At 69.1% G+C, this 19773-nt stretch carries 12 protein-coding genes; 3 read left to right on the plus strand and 9 right to left on the minus strand.

The window, feature by feature from the left end; genetic code table 11:
* Window positions 1–124 precede the first annotated feature (124 nt).
* The 7 genes from ACF1CT_RS11400 to ngcE all read right to left on the minus strand — a co-directional run bounded on the left by ACF1CT_RS11400 (window position 125) and on the right by ngcE (window position 8677).
* Complete coding sequence (locus tag ACF1CT_RS11400; RefSeq protein WP_391783578.1) at window positions 125–1504, minus strand: sugar ABC transporter permease; 1380 nt, start codon at window positions 1502–1504, stop codon at window positions 125–127.
* The gene (locus tag ACF1CT_RS11405; protein WP_391783709.1) at window positions 1501–2295 is read right to left on the minus strand and encodes an ATP-binding cassette domain-containing protein; all 795 of its coding nucleotides are present in this window, start codon (window positions 2293–2295) and stop codon (window positions 1501–1503) included. The genes ACF1CT_RS11400 and ACF1CT_RS11405 overlap by 4 nt, the downstream gene beginning before the upstream one ends.
* Window positions 2296–2637: 342 nt before the next feature.
* On the minus strand, window positions 2638–3735 hold the full coding sequence (locus ACF1CT_RS11410) for a substrate-binding domain-containing protein (RefSeq protein WP_391783579.1): 1098 nt from the start codon (window positions 3733–3735) through the stop codon (window positions 2638–2640).
* A gap of 90 nt (window positions 3736–3825) precedes the next feature.
* On the minus strand, window positions 3826–5067 hold the full coding sequence (locus ACF1CT_RS11415; RefSeq protein ID WP_391783580.1) for an ROK family protein: 1242 nt from the start codon (window positions 5065–5067) through the stop codon (window positions 3826–3828).
* A 190-nt stretch (window positions 5068–5257) separates the two neighbouring features.
* Entirely contained in the window at window positions 5258–6175 is a 918-nt protein-coding gene (locus ACF1CT_RS11420) for a carbohydrate ABC transporter permease (RefSeq protein ID WP_391783581.1), read from the minus strand.
* Window positions 6176–6254: 79 nt separating this feature from the next.
* Window positions 6255–7178: a carbohydrate ABC transporter permease gene (locus tag ACF1CT_RS11425; RefSeq protein ID WP_391783582.1), complete on the minus strand. Its 924-nt coding sequence runs from the start codon at window positions 7176–7178 to the stop codon at window positions 6255–6257.
* 50 nt (window positions 7179–7228) lie between these two features.
* Complete coding sequence (gene ngcE / locus ACF1CT_RS11430; protein WP_391783583.1) at window positions 7229–8677, minus strand: N-acetylglucosamine/diacetylchitobiose ABC transporter substrate-binding protein; 1449 nt, start codon at window positions 8675–8677, stop codon at window positions 7229–7231.
* 497 nt (window positions 8678–9174) lie between these two features.
* Between ngcE and ACF1CT_RS11435 the strand changes: the two genes are divergently transcribed.
* A complete protein-coding gene (locus ACF1CT_RS11435) occupies window positions 9175–13026 on the plus strand; it encodes a GH92 family glycosyl hydrolase (RefSeq protein ID WP_391783584.1) in 3852 nt (1283 codons plus the stop codon).
* Between the two features lie 204 nt (window positions 13027–13230).
* On the opposite strand, the gene ACF1CT_RS11440 is transcribed toward ACF1CT_RS11435, so the two are convergent.
* Together ACF1CT_RS11440 and acnA are read right to left on the minus strand one after the other, a co-directional pair.
* Complete coding sequence (locus tag ACF1CT_RS11440) at window positions 13231–13893, minus strand: histidine phosphatase family protein (RefSeq protein WP_391783585.1); 663 nt, start codon at window positions 13891–13893, stop codon at window positions 13231–13233.
* A 263-nt stretch (window positions 13894–14156) separates the two neighbouring features.
* A complete protein-coding gene (acnA, locus tag ACF1CT_RS11445) occupies window positions 14157–16871 on the minus strand; it encodes an aconitate hydratase AcnA (protein WP_391783586.1) in 2715 nt (904 codons plus the stop codon).
* A 462-nt stretch (window positions 16872–17333) separates the two neighbouring features.
* Here acnA and ACF1CT_RS11450 point away from each other — a divergent pair, with 462 nt between their 5' ends.
* Both ACF1CT_RS11450 and ACF1CT_RS11455 read left to right on the plus strand, forming a co-directional pair.
* Window positions 17334–17795 (plus strand): hypothetical protein, encoded by a 462-nt coding sequence (locus ACF1CT_RS11450; RefSeq protein ID WP_391783587.1) that lies wholly within the window; start codon window positions 17334–17336, stop codon window positions 17793–17795.
* A gap of 383 nt (window positions 17796–18178) precedes the next feature.
* Window positions 18179–19708, plus strand: coding sequence for a helix-turn-helix domain-containing protein (locus ACF1CT_RS11455; RefSeq protein ID WP_391783588.1), 1530 nt, complete (start codon window positions 18179–18181; stop codon window positions 19706–19708).
* The last annotated feature ends 65 nt before the right edge of the window (window positions 19709–19773 follow it).

Consider the following 19773-nt stretch of genomic DNA (forward strand, 5'->3'; position numbering starts at 1 on the left):
GGGGGGTGGGGTCTGGGGCGCGGCGGCGCCCGGCCTGGGGGTGGGCGGCCACGTCTACCCCCCGGGCGGGGGGGGGGGGGGCGGGGCGGGGGGGGGGGGCGGCCCCGGGCCCCGCGTCGGGTGCCTACGCGCGGCCCGCGGTCCGCTGGGTGCGACGGGAGACCGAGTCGATGACCACCGCGGCCAGCAGCACCGCGCCGGTGATCATGTACTGGATGGCGTTGGCCATGCCGATCATGTTCAGGCCCTGCTGGATCGACTGGATCACGATCATGCCGAGCAGCGCGGACCAGACCTTGCCCCGTCCTCCGAAGAGGCTGGTCCCACCGATGACGGCGGCCGCGATGACCAGCATCAGGGTGTTGCCACCGCCGACACTCTTGGTGGCGCCGCCGGAGAGGCTGGCGATGAACAGGCCGCCGAAGGCGCCCAGCGTGCCGGACACGGCGAAGACGGCGATCCTGACCCTGCCGACATCGATCCCGGCGCGCCGGGCGGCCTCCGGGTTGCCGCCGACCGCGAAGACCCGGCGCCCGAAGGCCGTGCGCCGGGCGACGAAGTCCGCGACGACCAGCACGGCGAGGAACAGCACGAGGGCGAGCGGGAGTCCGCGGGCGCCCGCGGGCTCGTTCAGGACGTACGCGACGACGAAGCAGGCGACCGCGACGACCGCGGTGCGCAGCACGACCTCGCCGGTGGGCCGGGCGGGCAGGCCCGCCGCCCGGCGGCGCCGGGTGTCCACCAGGAGCGAGGCGGCGTACGCGAGGACCGCGACCAGGGCGAGTCCGTAGGCGGCGGCCTTGTCCTCGAAGAAGTAGTTGGTGAGGTTCTCGACGGCACTGCCGGACGGTGTGTTGATCGAGCCCTCCCCACCCATCATCCAGTCCTGGAGGCCGCTCCAGCCGAGGAATCCGGCCAGGGTGACGACGAAGGCCGGTACCCCGATCCTGGCGAAGAAGAAGCCGTGCACCACGCCCAGCACCGTGCCGGAGAGCACGGCGACGAGGATCGCGAGCCATTCGTTCCAGCCGTGATTGACCTGGAGAACCGCCCAGACGGCGGCGCCGACCCCGGCGACGGAGCCGACCGAGAGGTCGATCTCTCCGAGCAGCAGGACGAACACGATGCCGACCGCCATGATGCCGAGGCCGGAGCTGTAGACGGCGATGTTGGCGACGGAGCCGGCGGAGAGGAAGTTGTCGTTCTGGAACTGGAAGACGATCGCGATGACGATCAGGCCGACGAGGACCGGCAGCGAGCCGAGGTCGCCGCCGCGGACCTTGCGGCCGAACTCCGTCCAGTAGCCCTTGAGGCCCTCCTCGCGGACCAGCAGGCGCGGGTCGACGGCGGCGACGGGCGCCGCCCGCTGCCCGGGGGCGTCCGGCGTCCGCGGCGTCCCGCCGGTGCCGGGGGCCGTGGAGGCCTCGGGCCCGCCGGAGGTTCCGGGGGTGCCGGAGGACTCGGGGGTGCCGGAGGGCTCGGGGGACTTGGCGAGGTCGCTCACTTCGCGTCCTCCTTCGTGGCCACGCGTGCCTGACGGCGCGTGACGGCGTTGTCGGTGGCGCCGGTGATGGCGGCGATGATCTCTTCGTTGGTGGTGCCCGCCACGTCGAAGGAGCCGTTGTTGCGGCCGAGGCGGAGCACCGCGACCCGGTCCGCGACGGCGCGCACGTCGGCCATGTTGTGACTGATGAGGATCACACCGTGGCCCCGCTCGCGGAGTCGCTCGACCAGGTCGAGCACCTGGGCCGTCTGCTCGACGCCGAGTGCCGCGGTCGGCTCGTCCAGAATGACGATCTTGGGGTCGCCGATCAACGCGCGTGCGATGGCGACGACTTGGCGCTGTCCACCGGAGAGCGAGGCGACGGGAATGCGCACGCTCGGGATCCGGATGGAGAGGGTGTCCAGCAGCTCCTTGGCGCGCTTCTCCATCGCGATCTCGTCGAGGACGGACGCGGTGCGCAGTTCGCTGCCGAGGAAGAGGTTGGCGACGACATCGAGGTTGTCGCAGAGCGCCAGGTCCTGGTAGACGGTGGCGACTCCGAGTGCCTGGGCGTCGTTCGGCCGGTTGACGCGGACCGGCTCGCCCTCCCACTCGATGACGCCCTCGTCGATCGGGTGGACGCCCGAAATGGTCTTGACGAGGGTCGACTTGCCGGCGCCGTTGTCGCCGACCAGGGCGACGACCTCGCCGGAACGAATCTCCAGGTCCACGTCCGTGAGCGCCTGGACGGCGCCGAACCGCTTGGAGATTCCGCGCAACGCCAGCACGGGCGTAGCGGACACGTGAATCATCTCCTTCACCGCCTGACCGGCGGGGATGGTGGTGCCGAGCACGGGGGGTGTGCGAGGGAAGTCCGGCGCCCGCCCCCGCTTGCGGGGCGTGGAACGGGGCGGGCGCCGAACTGGCTGAGAGCCTGCCGGGCGGCCTTCGACCGGAAAGCGGACAGGGCATGGTGCGTGCGATTCCAAGGCGTCGGGATGGCCCAGTGGTGCAGCTGCCCGGTCGCTCCGGCAACGCCGGAAGCGTGCGTGCCAGGACGTGGCCGCCCGGCCGGAGGCCGCCCGACAGGCTCTGGGGCCCGCGGACGCGGCCTCCGTCCGAGCGGGGCCGGCCGGGTCGATCGGGCCGTGGGCCTACTTGATGCCGGCCGCCTCGCAGGCCGCCTTGTACTCGGGCGTGCAGATCTCCGCCGCCTTGTAGACCTTGTCGGCGATGATCGTGCTCGCCACGTTCTCCTTGGTCACGACCTGCGCGTCGTACAGCCGGGCCGGGATGCCCTTGAACTCGCCGGAGAGGCTGTCGACCTGAGTGGGCGTCAGTTCATCGAACTTCTCGCCCTTGAGGAGCTTGACGGCGATCTCCGCGGCGGTCTCCGCCTGCGGCTTGACCTGCTTGTAGATCGTGAAGGCCTGGTCGCCCTTGAGGATGCGCTGGAGACCGGCGAGCTCGGAGTCCTGGCCGCCGACCGGGACCTTGATGCCCCGCGTGTTCAGGGCCGTGATGATGCCGCCGGCCATGCCGTCGTTGGCGGAGTAGACGCCCCGGAAGCCGTCCTTGCCCAGCGCGTCGATGGCCGCGCCCATCTTCTTGTTGGCCTCGTCCGCCGACCAGTCCGGGATGTCCTGCTCGTAGACGACCTTCTTGACCTGGGTGTCCAGGACGCTGTGCGCGCCCTTCTTGAAGAACGGGGCGTTCGGGTCGGTCGGCGAACCGTTGATCATGACAACGTTGCTCTGCTTGGCCTCGGAACCCAGCGCCTTGACCAGGGCCTCGCCCTGGAGGCGGCCGATCTTCTCGTTGTCGTACGACACGTACGCCGAGATCGGGCCCTCGGCGAGGCGGTCGTACGCCACGACCTTGACGCCCTTCTTCTCCGCCTGCTGCACCCACGACTTGGTGGCCTTGTAGTCGACGGAGTCCAGGATGATGACCTTCACGCCCTGGGTGACGAGCGCGTCGAACTGCTTCTTCTGGGTGTCGCTCTGCTGCGCGGCGTTGCTGTACATGACCTTGCAGTCGCCGCACAGCTCGGTGACCTTCGCCTCGATCATGGGACGGTCGAACGTCTCGTAGCGAGTGGTCTTGTTCTCCGGCAGCAGCAGCCCGATGGACTTGCCGTCACCGCCGTCGGCCTTGTCGTCGTCGCCACCCGCCTTGCCACAGGCGGCGAGGGAGACGGCCATGGAGACTGCGGCCGTTCCAATGACGATGCGACGCGTCGTTGCGTTCATGCGGGTTGCCTCCCTGACGAGGCCGCGACGTCGCGGCCGAGGTGGCTGGAAGTCAACTCGGCCTCGACGTCAGCGTCAAGGAGTAAATCCTTAACGAGATGACAACGGTGCCATTCCTTCTCTAAGTGAAGACGAAGCCGTCACCGGGTCCTTCAGCGGCGCGCTGCTTTCCAAAAGGGTGGAATCCCCCATCTCGCTGAGCACCAGGGCCAGTGCGCCCAGCACTTCGGCCCGGCCGCCGAGCGCACCGGGCAGCACCGAGAGCTGCCTTGCCGCGCTCGGAATGGCGTAGCGGGACACCGAGTCGCGGATCGGGGAGAGCACCAGCTCGCCCGCCTCGGCGAGCGCGCCGCCGAGCACCACCCGGCTGGGGTTGAGCAGATTGCAGAGGTTGGCAACCCCGCTGCCGATGTGCCGTCCGACGTCCCCGATCACCCGGCGGCAGCCCGGATCGCCCTCGCGGGCCAGCTGGACCATCCGCTCCATGGTGAGGTCGGGTCCGTGGCTGGGGCGCAGCAGCGGCAGTACGTACCGCGCGGCCGTGAAGGTCTCCAGGCAGCCCCGGTTGCCGCAGCGGCACACCGGACCCGATTCGTCGAGCGTGATGTGCCCGATCTCGCCGGCCGTGCCGCCCGGGCCGCGGTAGATGCGGCCGTCGATCACCAGACCGGCGCCGACCCCGCTGGCGACCTTGATGTAGGCGAGGTCCTTGACGCCGCGCCCGCTCCCCCACACCAGTTCGCCGAGTGCCCCGAGGTTGGCGTCGTTGTCGACGTGCACCGGCACACCGAGCCGGTTCGCCAGTTCCTCGCCGGGATTGATGCCCGTCCAGCCCGGCAGTATCGACGTGGAGCCCAGCGTGCCGGACTCGACGTCGATCGGGCCGGGGACGCCGAGCCCCACCCCGATCACCTTGTCCGGCCCGATCCCGGTCGCCGCGATCAGCCGCTCGACCAGCCGCTGGGCCCGTCCGAACCCCTCCTCCGAGGAGGCGTCGACGTCCAGCGGCTCGGCCTCCTCGGCGAGCACCTGGTGGGCGAGGTTGCCGACCGCCACCCGCAGGTGCGCGTGGCCGAAGTCGACACCGATCACGATGCCCGCGTCACCGCTGAGCGAGACGCTGCGGGCCCGTCGGCCGCCTGCCGAGGTGGGGGTCACCTCGACCGTGCCGCTCTCCTTCAGTTCGCGAACGATATTGGAGACGGTGGCAGCCGAGAGGCCGGTGCTCCGCGCGATCTCCGCCTGGGTGAGTGAGCCGGCCATGCGTACCGCGCGCACGACCCGCTCAAGGTTGGCGCGATGCAGAGATGTCTGCGACCCCGGAGTCTCCATCGACTCTCTCACTCCTACCGTTTTCTCCAACATGTGAACTCCAAGCTGACCTTTTTGGGGCACTCCCCGTCAAGACCTTGAGCATCCGCGGCCTCGGATGAGCGCGGTCCCCGGGCCGTGGAGGTCCCCCGCACACGCGAACCGCCCGCCGGCGGGTGCCGGCGGGCGGTTTGCGGACGGTGCGGGGCGGCTACTTCACCGCGCCCGCGGTGAGTCCCGCCACCACCTGGCGCTGGAAGACGATGTAGGCGCCGAGCACCGGCAGCATCGCCATCACCAGTCCGGCGAACAGGCCGGACCAGTCGCCCTTGTATCCCTGGCTGTTGGCCAGTTCGACGAGGCCCTGGGAGAGCACTCGTTGGTTCGGGTCGCTGTTCAGCACCGTCGGCAGCATGTACTGGTTCCACTGCCCGAGGAAGTTGAAGATGCCGACGCTGATCAGGCCGGGCTTGGCCATCGGCAGCATGACCTGGAAGAACGTCCTGGTGTGCGAGGCCCCGTCGAGCATCGCCGCCTCCGCCACCGAGGTCGGCAGCGTCCGGAAGAAGGAGGTGAGGAAGAAGACGGTGAACGGCAGTGAGTACGCGATGTAGACCAGGATCAGCCCGTGGCGTGTGTTCAGCAGGGCCATGTTGTTCATGACGAAGAACAGCGGCACCAGCGCCAGGATGACCGGGAAGCTCATCCCGCCGATGAACAGGAAGTAGACGAAGCGGTTGCCGGGGAAGTCGAACCGGGCCAGGACGTACGCCGCCATCGATCCGAGCAGCAGGGTGCCGACGAGGGAGCAGCCCACCACCACGACGGTGTTGAAGAAGTAGTCGCTCATGTGCGCCTGGCTCCAGGCGCGCGACCAGTTCTCGAAGTGCAGCGTGTCGGGGAGCTTCCACGGCGTCGACAGGATCGAGTCGTCCGTCTTGAACGACGACATCACCGCCCAGAGCAGCGGCATGATGACCAGGATCGCCCAGATGATCAGCACGCCGTGCGAGAAGACGTTGAGGACGTGGCCCTCGCTGCTCTTCGTCCTGGCCGCGGGCACGTTCACCTCGGTCACGGGCGCCGGGCGCTCCGCCGGGGCCGCGGGAGGGGTGTCAGTGGTCTTCACGCGTACTCACCTCGTACTGTCGAGCCGGACACGGAGGCCGACCTGTGCTGCTGTGCGGGGGTTCCCATCGGTCGCGGCATCAGAACTCCAGCCGCTCGCGCCGGCCCAGCCGCATCACGATGGCAGCGAAGGCCATGGTGACGACGAGGAGTCCGACACCGATCGTCGTCGCGTATCCGGCCTGCCCGTCGCGGAAGGCCGTGTGGTACACGTACAGCGGCAGGACCGTTGTCGAGTAGTCGGGACCACCGGGGCCGACGGTCATGACCTGTACGGCGGTGAACGTCTCCACTCCGAGGGCCAGGATTCCCATGTAGACCCAGCCGGACTGGACCGTGTCCCAGAGCAGCGGGAGCGTGATCCTGAAGAACGTGGTGAAGCGGTTGGCGCCGTCGAGGAGCGCCGCCTCGTAGAAGTCCTTCGGAATGGACGCCATGCCGGCGGAGAAGAGGACGACGAAGAACCCGACCGTCGACCAGATCAGCACCGTCATGACGCAAATGAGCGCCAGATTGGGGTCTCCGAGCCATTCCGGTTTGAGCGAACCCAGGCCGATGCTGTCCAGCGTCGAGTTGATCATGCCGTCCCGCGGATTGAACGCGAACTGGAACAGCAGGGCGACGATGACGATCGAGAGCACCTGGGGGAAGAAGTAGGCGATCTTGTAGAAGCTCGACCCACGCACGCCGGAGACCGTGGCGTTCTTGCGCCGCCGGCCCCCGACGTTGAGCATGAAGGCGAAGAAGAGCGCCAGGCCCAGCGTCACCAACGGCAGCAGCAGCACGAGCAACACGCTGTGCTGCAAGGACTTCCAGAAGATGTCGTCCTTGAACATCCGCGTGTAGTTGTCGAACCCGACCATCGCGAAGTCGGAGCTCAGACCGGTCCAGTCCGTGAACGAGTAGTAGATGGACTGGACGAACGGCCAGATCACAAAGACCGCGTACAGCGCGAGTGGGATTGCCAGGAACCCCACGATGAAACGGTACTTGCCATGCTGCATCGTTTACCGACCCCGATCTTTCCGCGGGTGCCGCCGCTGGTGACGGTTGCTCACTGGTGCTTGTAGTGCGTGATGGACTGATCCTTGGCGGCCGCGTCGGCGAACGCCTGGATCTTCTTGAGGGCTTCCGCCGGGGTCGCGCGACCGGCCATCATCTCGCCGATGCCGGCCACACCGATCTGCTCCTTCTGGAGCTTCACGTACCAGTCCTGCATGCGCGGGTTCACCACGTTGTCGCCGGCCTTCTTCAGCACGTCGACACCCGACTGCAGAGCGGTCGACAGGGTCAGCCCGTCCGTGCCGCCGTTGAACGCGCTGAGCGACTTGACCTGCGTGGTGAAGTTCTTCGAGGACTCCTCGGAGAGCATGATGCGCAGCTGTTCCATGGCGCCCTCGGCGTTCTTCGCCTTGGCCGGAACGATGAAGGGCTCACCACCGGAGGCCCAGATGGTGCCGAACGGCATCTTGTCGGAGGAGTCCAGACCGGACGGCGGGGCGACCATCATCTTGAAGTCGGCGGGCGTGGTCGGCGCCGCCTCGTTCTCCACCCAGGAACCGTTGGGAATGAAGAGCGCCTTGCCCTTGGTCCACTCGGTCTGCGACTGGATGTGGGTCAGGCCCGGGGTGCCCTGAAGGATGTACCCCTTCTTGTACAGCTCGTAGTACGCCTCGAACGCCGCCTTGACCGCGGGGTCCATCCAGGCGTTCGGCTCCAGGTTGTCGATCTTGTCGAGAACCTCCCGGCCACCGATCTTGGCGATGAACGGGTAGAGCGAGAACGGCAGGTAGTAGGGGTACTTGCCCGGGTAGGTCCAACCCGCGATGCCCTGCTTCTTCGCCTTCTTGCAGAGTTCGAGCATCTCGTCCCAGGTTTCGGGATACTTCGCGTCGAGCTTGTCGAGCGCGGTCTGCGAGTACCAGACGCCGTACACCGTGTACGCGTAGTACATGATCCAGACCGGGTCGCCGTCGAACTGGCCCATCTCCAGCACACCGGGGCGCAGCGTGTCGCGGACCTTCTTGTTCGGGTCGTCGACGGACGGGGCGTCCATCAGCGGCGTCAGGTCCAGCAACTGCTTCTTGCCGACCAGGACACCCATGTCCATCTGCTCGGCGCCCGAGTTGTCGATCAGGTCCGGCGGGGTGCCGCCGTTGAACCGCGGCTGGAGCTGCGTCGCGATCTTCTGGGTCGCGACGTGCTTGACCTTCGGGGCCTTCGGGAAGGCCGCGTTGTACTTCTTCTCCGCGTCGATCGCGTACTTGTCGCCGAAGCCGCCGTTGAAGATGACGACTTCGAGCGGGGCCGTCTCGTTCACGCCGAGCGGGTTGGTCTTGGTGACCTTGCCCTTCTCGACCTTCTTGTCGCTGCTGCTGTCGCCGCTCGCGCACGACGAGAGGAAGCCCATCGCCGGAACGCTGAGCAGACCGAGTGCGGCAGATCGCTTGATCACATCGCGACGGCCGAGGCCCTCATTCTTGTGAGCGGAGGTGGATCCCATGCTCAAGTCCTCGCCTTCTCCAGGACTCAGGCGGTGTGTACCGGTCGCCCGTCGAAATTCGCCTCAGGCGAAGGGCCCCGCCACCGCGGTCAGTTGCGCTTGGGTGGTGCTGATTTTCAGGCTAGCCATGTGCGACGGGGGTACGGAGAGTCCGGCCGGGGACGCACGTGTGTGCCCTCCGGGCCCTGCTCCCCGATTCCCCCTTCGCCCGCGTCGCCGGAACGGGCTGCGCGGGTGCGCACAGGTATAGTCCACTCGCGGTCAACTGAGCAAGATCGAATGCAAGGTTGAACAGCAGTCTTTCCCGAGTTGAGACCTCGCGGACACCTCGCCCCGTTTACACCGCCACCGGGACGGGCAGTTCCGCATATCGGCCGAATCCGTCGGCACCCCCTCCCAACCTCCTTGACACATGGGGAACTTGGCTTCCTACTGGACCGTGCGCACCACCATGACAACGTTGTCCAGGTGTACTTCTTCGGGAGGAACGGCCCGGCATGCATCCACGACATGGCTCTCGCACGAGACACCGCCGCACGGTCGCGCTGATCGCGGCTTCACTGGCTCTGGTCATGACCGCCCCCGCCGCAGCCGCCGCGCAGTCGGACGGCACGGCACCGGGCCGAAGGGCCTCGCCGGAAGGGACCTTCGGTTCATCCTTCGAAGCGAACGAAAGGCAGCCGGACTGGCGCAACACCGTCGATGAGGGTCCTGACGGAAAGAAGCGGTCATCGGGTGTCGACGGCGGGTTCTCCGCAGGAATACCGGGCAATGTCACCGACAGGGTGACCGACGTCCGCGCCAGTGCCGAGAACACCGGCGGCGGGGAGGTGAAGGAGAATCTGACCGACGGGGAGCCCGCCACCAAGTGGCTGTCCTTCGAGCCGACCGCCTGGCTGGAGTTCGACCTCGCCGAGCCCGTCGACGTCGTGACCTACGCGCTGACCTCGGCCGACGATCACGACGAGCGCGACCCGAAGGAGTGGACCCTCCAGGGCTCCGCCGACGGCAAGGACTGGAAGGAGCTCGACTCCCGTACCGGTCAGACCTTCGCCGAACGGTTCCGGACCAACTCGTACGACATCGCCTCCCACGCCGCCTACCGGCACTACCGGTTGAACATCACGGGCAACAACGGTGCCGCGGACGCGACCCAGTTGGCCGACGTCCAGTTCTCCGACGGCGACACCACACGCCCCGTCCCGGACTCGATGCGCAGCCAGGTCGACCGCGGCCCGTCCGGCTCCCCCACCGCCAGGGCGGGCGCGGGCTTCACCGGGCGAAGGGCCCTGCGGTACGCGGGCACGCACAGGACGAAGGGCCGGGCCTACTCGTACAACAAGGTCTTCGACGTGAACACCGCCGTCACCCGCGACACCGTGCTCTCCTACCTGGTCTACCCGCAGATGACGGAGACGGACCTCTCCTACCCGGCGACGCACGTCTCGGTGGACCTGGCGTTCACGGACGGCACGTACCTGAGCGAGTTGCGGGCCGCCGACAGCAACGGGGGCCCGCTGACCCCGCAGGGCCAGGCCGCCGCCAAACGGCTGTACGTCAACCAGTGGAACAAGGTCACCTCGGCGATCGGCGCCGTCGCGGCGGGCCGGACCGTCGCCCGCGTCCTGGTGGCGTACGACTCCCCCGCGGGACCGGCGAAGTTCCAGGGCTGGATCGACGACATCACGCTCGCGCCGCGAAAGCCCGAGAAGCGCCGCGCGCACCTGTCCGACTACGCGTCGACGGTCCGCGGCACCAACTCCGGCGGCGGCTTCTCGCGCGGCAACGACATACCCGCCACCGCGGTCCCGAACGGCTTCAACTTCTGGACACCGGTCACCAACGCCGGTTCGACAAGCTGGCTCTACGACTACGCGCGCGGCAACAACGACGACAACCTCCCCACGCTCCAGGCGTTCGCCGCCAGCCACGAACCGAGCCCCTGGATGGGCGACCGGCAGACCTTCCAGCTGATGCCGTCGGCGGCCCCCGGCACCCCCGACGCCTCCCGCACCGCCCGCGCGCTGCCGTTCCACCACGAGAACGAGACGGCGAGGCCGCACTACTACGGGGTGACGTTCGACAACGGCCTGAAGGCCGAGATGACGCCGTCCGACCACGCGGCCAGGATGCGGTTCACCTTCCCCGGTGACGACGCGGGCGTCGTCCTCGACAACGTCACCGCCGACGGCGGACTCACCCTCGACCCCGGCACCCGCTCCTTCTCCGGCTTCTCGGACGTGCGCAGCGGCGGCTCGACCGGCGCCACCCGGCTGTTCGTCTACGGCGTCTTCGACGCGCCGGTCACCGCGAGCGGCAAACTCACCGGCGGCGGTGGCGGCGACGTCACGGGATACCTCCGCTTCGACGCGGGCGCGGACCGCACCGTCGGGCTGCGCTTGGCGACCTCCCTGATCGGCCTCGACCAGGCCAAGCGGAACCTGGCGGCCGAGATCCCCGCTTCCCGCTCCTTCCAGCAGGTCGAGAAGGGTGCGCAGCGGGCCTGGGACGATCTCCTGGGCAAGGTGGAGGTCGAGGGCGCCACGACCGACCAGCTGACCACGCTCTACTCCAGCCTGTACCGGCTGTACCTGTACCCGAACTCGGGCTTCGAGCGGGTCGACGGCAAGGACCGGTACGCCAGCGCGTTCTCCGGCCCGACCGGCCCCGACACCCCGACCCGCACGGGCGCGAAGATCGTCGACGGCCGGGTGTACGTCAACAACGGCTTCTGGGACACCTACCGCACCACCTGGCCCGCGTACTCCCTCCTGACGCCGGGCAGGGCGGGCGAGATGGTGGACGGCTTCGTCCAGCAGTACAAGGACGGCGGCTGGATCTCCCGCTGGTCGTCCCCCGGCTACGCCGACCTGATGACCGGCACCTCCTCGGACATCGCCTTCGCCGACGCCTACGTCAAGGGTGTGGAGTTCGACGCCGAGGCGGCGTACGAGGCGGCCCTGAAGAACGCCACCGCGGTCCCGCCGTCCCCGGGCGTCGGGCGCAAGGGCATGGCGACGTCCCCGTTCACCGGCTACGCGAACACCGACACGCACGAGGGCCTGTCCTGGTCCCTGGAGGGTTACCACAACGACTACGGCATCGCCCGGATGGGCCGGGCTCTCTACGACAAGACGCACAAGCGACGGTACGAGGAGGAGTCCGACTACTTCCTCGACCGTGCCCGCGACTACGTCGAACTCTTCGACGACCGGGTGGGCTTCTTCCAGGGCCGGGACGCCTCGGGCGACTGGCGGCTGTCGGCGGACGCGTACGACCCGCGTGTCTGGGGCTACGACTACACGGAGACCAACGGCTGGGGCTACGCCTTCACGGCCCCGCAGGACAGCCGGGGGCTGGCGAACCTGTACGGCGGGCGGGCCGGCCTGGCGAAGAAGCTCGACACCTACTTCTCCACCCCGGAGACGGCGGGTCCGGAGTTCGTGGGCTCCTACGGCGGCGTCATCCACGAGATGACGGAGGCGCGCGACGTACGGATGGGGCAGTACGGCCACAGCAACCAGGTCGCCCATCATGTCGCCTACATGTACGACGCGGCCTCGCAGCCCTGGAAGACGCAGGAGAAGGTCCGCGAGGTGCTGGGCCGCCTCTACACGGGCAGCGAGATCGGCCAGGGCTACCACGGTGACGAGGACAACGGGGAGCAGTCGGCCTGGTACCTCTTCTCCGCGCTCGGCTTCTACCCGCTCGTCATGGGCAGCGGCGAGTACGCCGTCGGCTCGCCGCTCTTCACCAGGGCCACGGTCCACCTGGAGAACGGCCGCGACCTCGTCGTCCGCGCGCCGGGGAACAGCGCGAAGAACATCTACGTGCAGGGCCTGAGGGTCGACGGCAGGAAGTGGAACTCGACCTCGCTGCCGCACGACCTGCTGGCCCGGGGCGGTGTGCTGGACTTCGACATGGGCGCCGCACCGTCGTCGTGGGGCACCGGCAAGGACGCGGCACCGCCGTCGATCACCACGGACGACGAGGTGCCGACGCCGAGGAAGGACGCGGTGAAGGGCGCGGGCGCCCTGTCCGACGACACCTCGGCCACGACGGCCCCGGTCGGCCCGGCCGCCCCCGTCGAACTTCCGGTGCCGTCGGCGACCGAGGCGGTCCAGTACACCCTGACGTCGTCGTCGGCGGGCCGGGCCCCGACCGGCTGGGTCCTCCAGGGCTCGACGGACGGCACGACATGGCAGGAGCTCGACCGGCGGTCGGGGGAGACATTCGCCTGGGACCGGCAGACGCGGGCGTTCTCGGTCGGCGCACCGGGCGCGTACGCGCGTTACCGCCTGGTGTTCACCGGCGAAGGCACCCTCGCGGAGGTGGAATTGCTCTCCTGAACCCCGGTCCCGGTCTCCCGGTCCGCGCTCCCGCGGCGACGCGCCGCCTGCGGCCGGTGCCCGGACAGAACCGGTGTCCGGAAGCGGCCGGTGCTCCCTCCTCCGGGGCACCGGCCGTCCGCGCGCCGGGAGGCGACCGGACGAGGAGGCGATCCGGGTCACCTGAACCGGCGAACGGGAGCACACCGGGCCGTCCGGACCGGCTCAGTCCCGCTCCGGGCTCCTGTGGTTCCCCTCCCCGTCCGGGACGATCCGACGGAGCAGGCTCTCGGGAAGGGCCACGTTCCACGCCGTGATCACCGGCCGGCCGTGCTCGGTGCCGAGCCGTGAGACGGCCCCGGTGGCGAGCTGGAACAACGTCCCCTCGGCCGGGGTCAGTCCGAGGTAGCGGGCGGTGAGCACCCGCAGGAAGTGCGAGTGGGCGACGAGTGCGACGTCCCGGTCCGTGTCCCGGCGGGCGGCCTCGGCGGCCTCGGCCAGCACCCGGTCGGCGCGGGCACCGACCTCGCCGGGGGTTTCGCCGGGGTGCGTCCCGGAGCCGGGAGTCACCCCGTCGGTCCACAGGTTCCAGTCGGGCCGGGTGCGGTGGATCTCGTCGGTCGTCACGCCCTCGTAGCCGCCGTAGTCCCATTCGCGCAGCTCGGGGGTGACGCGGGGGGCGGTGAGCCCGGCGAGTTCGGCGGTGCGCCGGGCGCGTACCGAGGGGCTGACCAGGGTGAGTGCGATCCGCCGGTCGGCGAGCAGGGGTGCCAGCGCACGGGCCTGGAGTTCGCCGAGGGCGGTCAGGGGCAGATCGGTGTAGCTGGTGTGCCGTCCGGACCGCGACCACTCGGTCTCACCGTGCCGGATCAGGATCAACTCGCCCATGGGTGCGTTCCGTCCCCTGCCTCTTCTTGTCTGTTCTGTCTGTTCTGTCTTCTCCGAACCACTGCCGATGCCGGGGCCCGCGTGTCGCGGCCGGGGCACCGTGCCGTGGAGGGGAACCTGCGGGCCCACCATCGCATTCCTCACCGGGTCGGCGGTGGGCCCGCCCACGGGTGTCGCGGTGCAACCGCGTTCCGAGGACGCGCGGAACACGAAGGGGCCGCACCCCGGTGTACCGGGATGCGGCCCCTTCGGCTGTCCGCCGCCTACTTGCGGATCAGGCTGCGGAGCACGTACTGCATGATGCCGCCGTTGCGGTAGTAGTCCGCCTCACCGGGAGTGTCGATGCGGACGACCGCGTCGAACTCCACACCGGTGTCGGTGGTGACCTTGACCGTGCGCGGCGTGGTGCCGTTGTTCAGCTCGGTCACGCCGGAGAAGGAGAAGGTCTCCTGGCCGGTCAGGCCGAGGGACTCGGCGGTCGCGCCCTCCGGGAACTGGAGCGGGAGGACGCCCATGCCGATGAGGTTCGAGCGGTGGATGCGCTCGTACGACTCGGCGATGACGGCCTTGACGCCGAGGAGCGCGGTGCCCTTGGCCGCCCAGTCGCGGGACGAGCCGGAACCGTACTCCTTGCCCGCCAGGACGACCAGCGGGATGCCGGCGGCCTGGTAGTTCTGCGAGGCGTCGTAGATGAAGGAGACCGGACCGTCCGCCTGGGTGAAGTCGCGGGTGTAGCCGCCCTCGGTGCCGGGCGCGATCTGGTTGCGCAGGCGGATGTTGGCGAACGTGCCGCGGATCATGACCTCGTGGTTCCCGCGGCGCGAGCCGTAGGAGTTGAAGTCGCGACGCTCCACACCGTGCTCGGTGAGGTACGTGCCGGCCGGGGTGTCGGCCTTGATGGCACCGGCCGGGGAGATGTGGTCGGTGGTGACCGAGTCGCCCAGCTTGGCGAGCACGCGGGCGCCGGCGATGTCCTCGACCGGGGCCGGGTCCATCGTCATGCCCTCGAAGTACGGGGGCTTGCGGACGTAGGTCGACTCGGCGTCCCACTCGAAGGTGTTGCCGGTCGGGATCGACAGGGCCTGCCACTGCGCGTCGCCCGCGAAGACGTCCTGGTAGGACTTGTTGAACATGTCCTCGCCGATGGCGTTGGCGACGACGTCGTTCACCTCGGCCTCGGTCGGCCAGATGTCCGCGAGGTGGACCGGGTTGCCGTCCTGGTCGATGCCCAGGGCGTCCTTGGTGATGTCCACCTTCATCGAACCGGCGAGGGCGTACGCGACGACCAGCGGCGGGGAGGCCAGGTAGTTCATCTTGACGTCGGGGTTGATCCGGCCCTCGAAGTTGCGGTTGCCGGAGAGCACCGAGGTCACGGCCAGGTCGTGCTCGTTGACCGCCTTGGAGACCTCCTCCGGCAGCGGGCCGGAGTTGCCGATGCAGGTGGTGCAGCCGTAGCCGACGAGGTTGAAGCCGACCTTGTCGAGGTAGGGGGTCAGGCCCGCCTTGTCGAAGTAGTCGGTGACGACCTTCGAGCCCGGGGCGAGGGTGGTCTTGACCCACGGCTTGCGGGTCAGGCCCTTCTCGACCGCCTTCTTCGCCACGAGCGCGGCGGCGACCATGACGTACGGGTTCGAGGTGTTGGTGCAGGAGGTGATCGCGGCGACGGTGACGGCGCCGTGGTCGATCTCGTACGTCGAACCATCGGGGGCGGTCACGGTGACCGGGTTCGACGGGACGCCGTTGGAGGCGGCGGGGGCGTCGGAGGCCGGGAAGGACTCCTTGCCCGCCTCGTCGGCGGTGTCCACGTAGTTGCGGACGTCCTGCTTGAACTGCTCGGCGGCGTTGGCGAGGACGATACGGTCCTGCGGGCGCTTCGGACCGGCGATCGACGGGACGACCGTCGACAGGTCCAGCTCCAGCTTCTCGGAGAAGTCCGGCTCGGCGGCCGGGTCCAGCCAGAGGCCCTGCTCCTTGGCGTACGCCTCGACGAGGGCGACCTGCTGCTCGTCACGGCCGGTCAGGCGCAGGTACTTCAGCGTCTCGTCGTCGATCGGGAAGATCGCGGCGGTGGAGCCGAACTCCGGCGACATGTTGCCGATGGTGGCGCGGTTGGCGAGGGAGGTGGCGGCGACGCCCTCGCCGTAGAACTCGACGAACTTGCCGACGACGCCGTGCTTGCGGAGCATCTCGGTGATGGTCAGCACCAGGTCGGTGGCGGTGGTGCCCGGCTTGAGCTCACCGGTCAGCTTGAAGCCGACGACGCGCGGGATGAGCATCGAGACCGGCTGGCCGAGCATCGCGGCCTCGGCCTCGATGCCGCCGACGCCCCAGCCCAGCACGCCGAGGCCGTTGACCATGGTGGTGTGCGAGTCGGTGCCGACGAGGGTGTCGGGGTACGCCTGACCGCCCCGGACCATGACCGTACGGGCCAGGTGCTCGATGTTCACCTGGTGGACGATGCCGGTGCCCGGGGGGACGACCTTGAACTCGTCGAAGGCGGTCTGGCCCCAGCGCAGGAACTGGTAGCGCTCCTTGTTGCGGCCGTACTCCAGCTCGACGTTCTGGCCGAAGGCGTCCTTCGTGCCGAACTTGTCGGCGATGACGGAGTGGTCGATGACCAGCTCGGCCGGGGCCAGCGGGTTGATCTTGGCCGGGTCGCCGCCCAGCTCCTTGACGGCCTCACGCATGGTGGCGAGGTCCACGACGCACGGCACGCCGGTGAAGTCCTGCATGATCACGCGGGCCGGCGTGAACTGGATCTCCTGGCTGGGCTGCGCCTGGGAGTCCCAGCCGCCCAGCGCCCGGATGTGGTCGGCGGTGATGTTCGCGCCGTCCTCGGTGCGGAGCAGGTTCTCCAGGAGCACCTTCAGGCTGTAGGGGAGGCGCGCGGAGCCCTCGACCTTGTCCAGCTTGAAGATCTCGTACGACTCGTCGCCCACGCGCAGCGTGCTGCGGGCGTCGAAGCTGTTCGCCGACACGACAGTCTCCTTCATCAATGTGCGCGTACTCCGCGCCGCGCCTCGTTACGGCGGGCGCCGCGTGATGCCGCCTGCGGCCCCTCGACCATCCGCTGGGGTAAGGTTTGTTAGGTAACCCTTACCCGACAGTGGGCGGCGGTGCGCCTTCGGCAATTATCTCGATGTCGAGATAACTCTAGTACATCACCGCCGGACGGTCATGCGCGGGCGGCTGATCCATCGCGGTGAAGGTTGAACGTTCTCACCGAGAACCCGTCGACGGGCTCCTCGCCCATCGAAGTCCGGCCCCGCTCGTCGAAGTCCGGGCGGGTCGGCCGGAGCGGCCCGCCCCACCGGCCCCCATGGGGTCACACGCCCCGGACGGGCCGGATCCGCCGGGCGGCCGCACCGACGGCCGCCGGTCCGCGGGAACGGTGTGGCGTGGCCCGTGGACACGGGCGATCCGGGTCCGGAGACTGCGAGGTGCCCGAACCGGCAGCCGTGGCCGCGCCGGGCCCGACCCCTGGAGACAGCACGCGCACCCACCTCGCCGCCGCACTCGGCACCTCCGTCCTGACCACGGGCATGCTCCTGGGCACCCCCGCGGCCGGCGCCCAGGCCTCCGCCCACCCGGTCAGCACGTTCGACGTGACCCTCGGGAACACCTACACGAGGGGCACGATCACCTGGCACGACCGGGCGGTCACGGTGGCAGGGGCACAGAAGTCGGTCGACCCGGCGAACCGCCGGCAGACCACTGCGTACAGCCTGGACATTCACAACAAGCAACTGGGGTACGCCGTCACTCCCGGAATCGCGTGCGGCAAGACCCAGGACTTCAGCTTCCCCGCATACTCAGGCGTTCCCGGCGGAGCCGCAGTTGTGCGGATCTGCCTCGACGACGGCACGAAGGCCCTGCTGTGCAAGCGCTACGGGCGCCCCTGACCGCAGCCCCGACCCCGCTGCGCCGCGAACCGGCCCTGCCCGCCCGCACCGTTCGCCCGCACTGTTCGCCCCGGCCCGAGCGCACCTCCGGCCCGGGAACCATCACCCCCGGCGGCACCCGACCTCGACGAGAGACGTCCGGCCCCGGCCGCGACGGGTCGGCGGCACGGCGAACCGCGCGGACACACCCGCCGGCCCCGGACGGGCGTACACCGCGCGACGTCACGACGTTCGAGGTGAACCATGGAAGGCACGTGCCACAGGCGCCGCGTCCCGCCCCCCACATGCGCGGGAACGGACAACGGCCGTGCCTGCGCACCTTCATCACCCGAACGGCGCACCCCACCAGAAGGCTCATCTCATATCTGAGATAGCCTTTCGCCATGTCAGACGATTACCTCGTACGCATCGGCAAGCTCATACGTGACGCCCGTCAGCACCGGGGCTGGACACAGAGTCAGCTCGCCGAGGCGCTCGCCACGAGCCAGAGCGCCGTCAATCGCATCGAGCGCGGCAACCAGAACATCAGCCTTGAGATGATCGCGCGCATCGGCGAGGCGCTCGACAGCGAGATCGTTTCGCTCGGCTACGCCGGGCCCATGCACCTGCGGGTGGTCGGTGGACGCCGCCTCTCGGGCTCCATCGACGTCAAGACGAGCAAGAACGCGTGCGTGGCCCTGCTCTGCGCCACCCTCCTCAACAAGGGCCGCACCGTGCTCCGCCGGGTGGCCCGCATCGAGGAGGTCTACCGCCTCCTGGAGGTCCTGAACTCCATCGGTGTGCGGACCCGCTGGATCAACGACGGGACCGATCTGGAGATCGTCCCGCCCGCCCGGCTCGACATGGACGCCATCGACGCGGACGCCGCCCGCCGGACCCGGTCCATCATCATGTTCCTCGGCCCGCTGCTGCACCGCCTGGACGCGTTCAAGCTTCCGTACGCGGGCGGTTGCGACCTCGGCACACGGACCATCGAGCCGCACATGATCGCGCTGCGCCGGTTCGGACTGGAGATCGCCGCGACCGAGGGGCTCTACCACGCCCAGGTCGACCACTCGGTCGCACCCGGCCGCCCCATCGTGCTGACCGAACGCGGCGACACCGTGACCGAGAACGCGCTGCTGGCCGCCGCCCGGCACGACGGCACCACCGTCATCCGCAACGCCTCCTCCAACTACATGGTCCAGGACCTGTGCTTCTTCCTGGAGGCACTGGGCATACGCGTGGACGGCATCGGCACGACCACCCTGACCGTGCACGGCGTCCCGCACATAGACGTGGACGTCGACTACTCCCCCTCCGAGGACCCGGTCGAGGCGATGAGCCTGCTCGCCGCCGCCGTGGTGACGGAGTCCCAGCTGACGATCCGCCGGGTACCCATCGAGTTCCTGGAGATCGAACTCGCGGTGCTGGAGGAGATGGGCGTCGACTGCGACCGCACGGCGGAGTACGCCGCCGACAACGGCCGCACCCGGCTGGTCGACCTCACGGTCCGCCCCTCCAAGCTGGAGGCGCCGATCGACAAGATCCACCCCATGCCGTTCCCCGGGCTCAACATCGACAACGTGCCCTTCTTCGCGGCGATCGCCGCCTCGGCCCACGGCCAGACCCTCATACACGACTGGGTCTACGACAACCGGGCCATCTACCTCACCGACCTGAACCGCCTCGGGGGCAGGCTCCAACTCCTCGACCCGCACCGGGTCCTGGTCGAGGGCCCGACCCGCTGGCGGGCCGCCGAGATGATGTGCCCGCCCGCACTGCGCCCCGCCGTGGTCGTCCTGCTGGCCATGATGGCGGCCGAGGGCACGTCCGTGCTGCGCAACGTGTACGTCATCAACCGCGGGTACGAGGAGCTGGCGGAGCGGCTGAACTCGGTGGGCGCGCAGATCGAGATCTTCCGGGACATCTGACCGCCTTCGGAAGAACGCCCCCGTCCCCTCCTGGCCTGCAGGTATGCGAACCAGGATGGGGCGGG

Origin of the sequence: Streptomyces sp. NPDC014734, from assembly GCF_043083325.1 — a bacterium.
Taxonomy (GTDB): Bacteria; Actinomycetota; Actinomycetes; order Streptomycetales; family Streptomycetaceae; genus Streptomyces.

Coding starts and splice junctions, on each gene's coding strand:
- ACF1CT_RS11405 (WP_391783709.1), bottom strand. CDS start 2,295: ATGATTCACGTGTCCGCTACGCCCGTGCTGGCGTTGCGCGGAATCTCC.
- ACF1CT_RS11410 (WP_391783579.1), bottom strand. CDS start 3,735: ATGAACGCAACGACGCGTCGCATCGTCATTGGAACGGCCGCAGTCTCC.
- ACF1CT_RS11415 (WP_391783580.1), bottom strand. CDS start 5,067: ATGGAGACTCCGGGGTCGCAGACATCTCTGCATCGCGCCAACCTTGAG.
- ACF1CT_RS11425 (WP_391783582.1), bottom strand. CDS start 7,178: ATGCAGCATGGCAAGTACCGTTTCATCGTGGGGTTCCTGGCAATCCCA.
- ngcE (WP_391783583.1), bottom strand. CDS start 8,677: ATGGGATCCACCTCCGCTCACAAGAATGAGGGCCTCGGCCGTCGCGAT.
- ACF1CT_RS11435 (WP_391783584.1), top strand. CDS start 9,175: ATGCATCCACGACATGGCTCTCGCACGAGACACCGCCGCACGGTCGCG.
- ACF1CT_RS11440 (WP_391783585.1), bottom strand. CDS start 13,893: ATGGGCGAGTTGATCCTGATCCGGCACGGTGAGACCGAGTGGTCGCGG.
- ACF1CT_RS11455 (WP_391783588.1), top strand. CDS start 18,179: ATGTCAGACGATTACCTCGTACGCATCGGCAAGCTCATACGTGACGCC.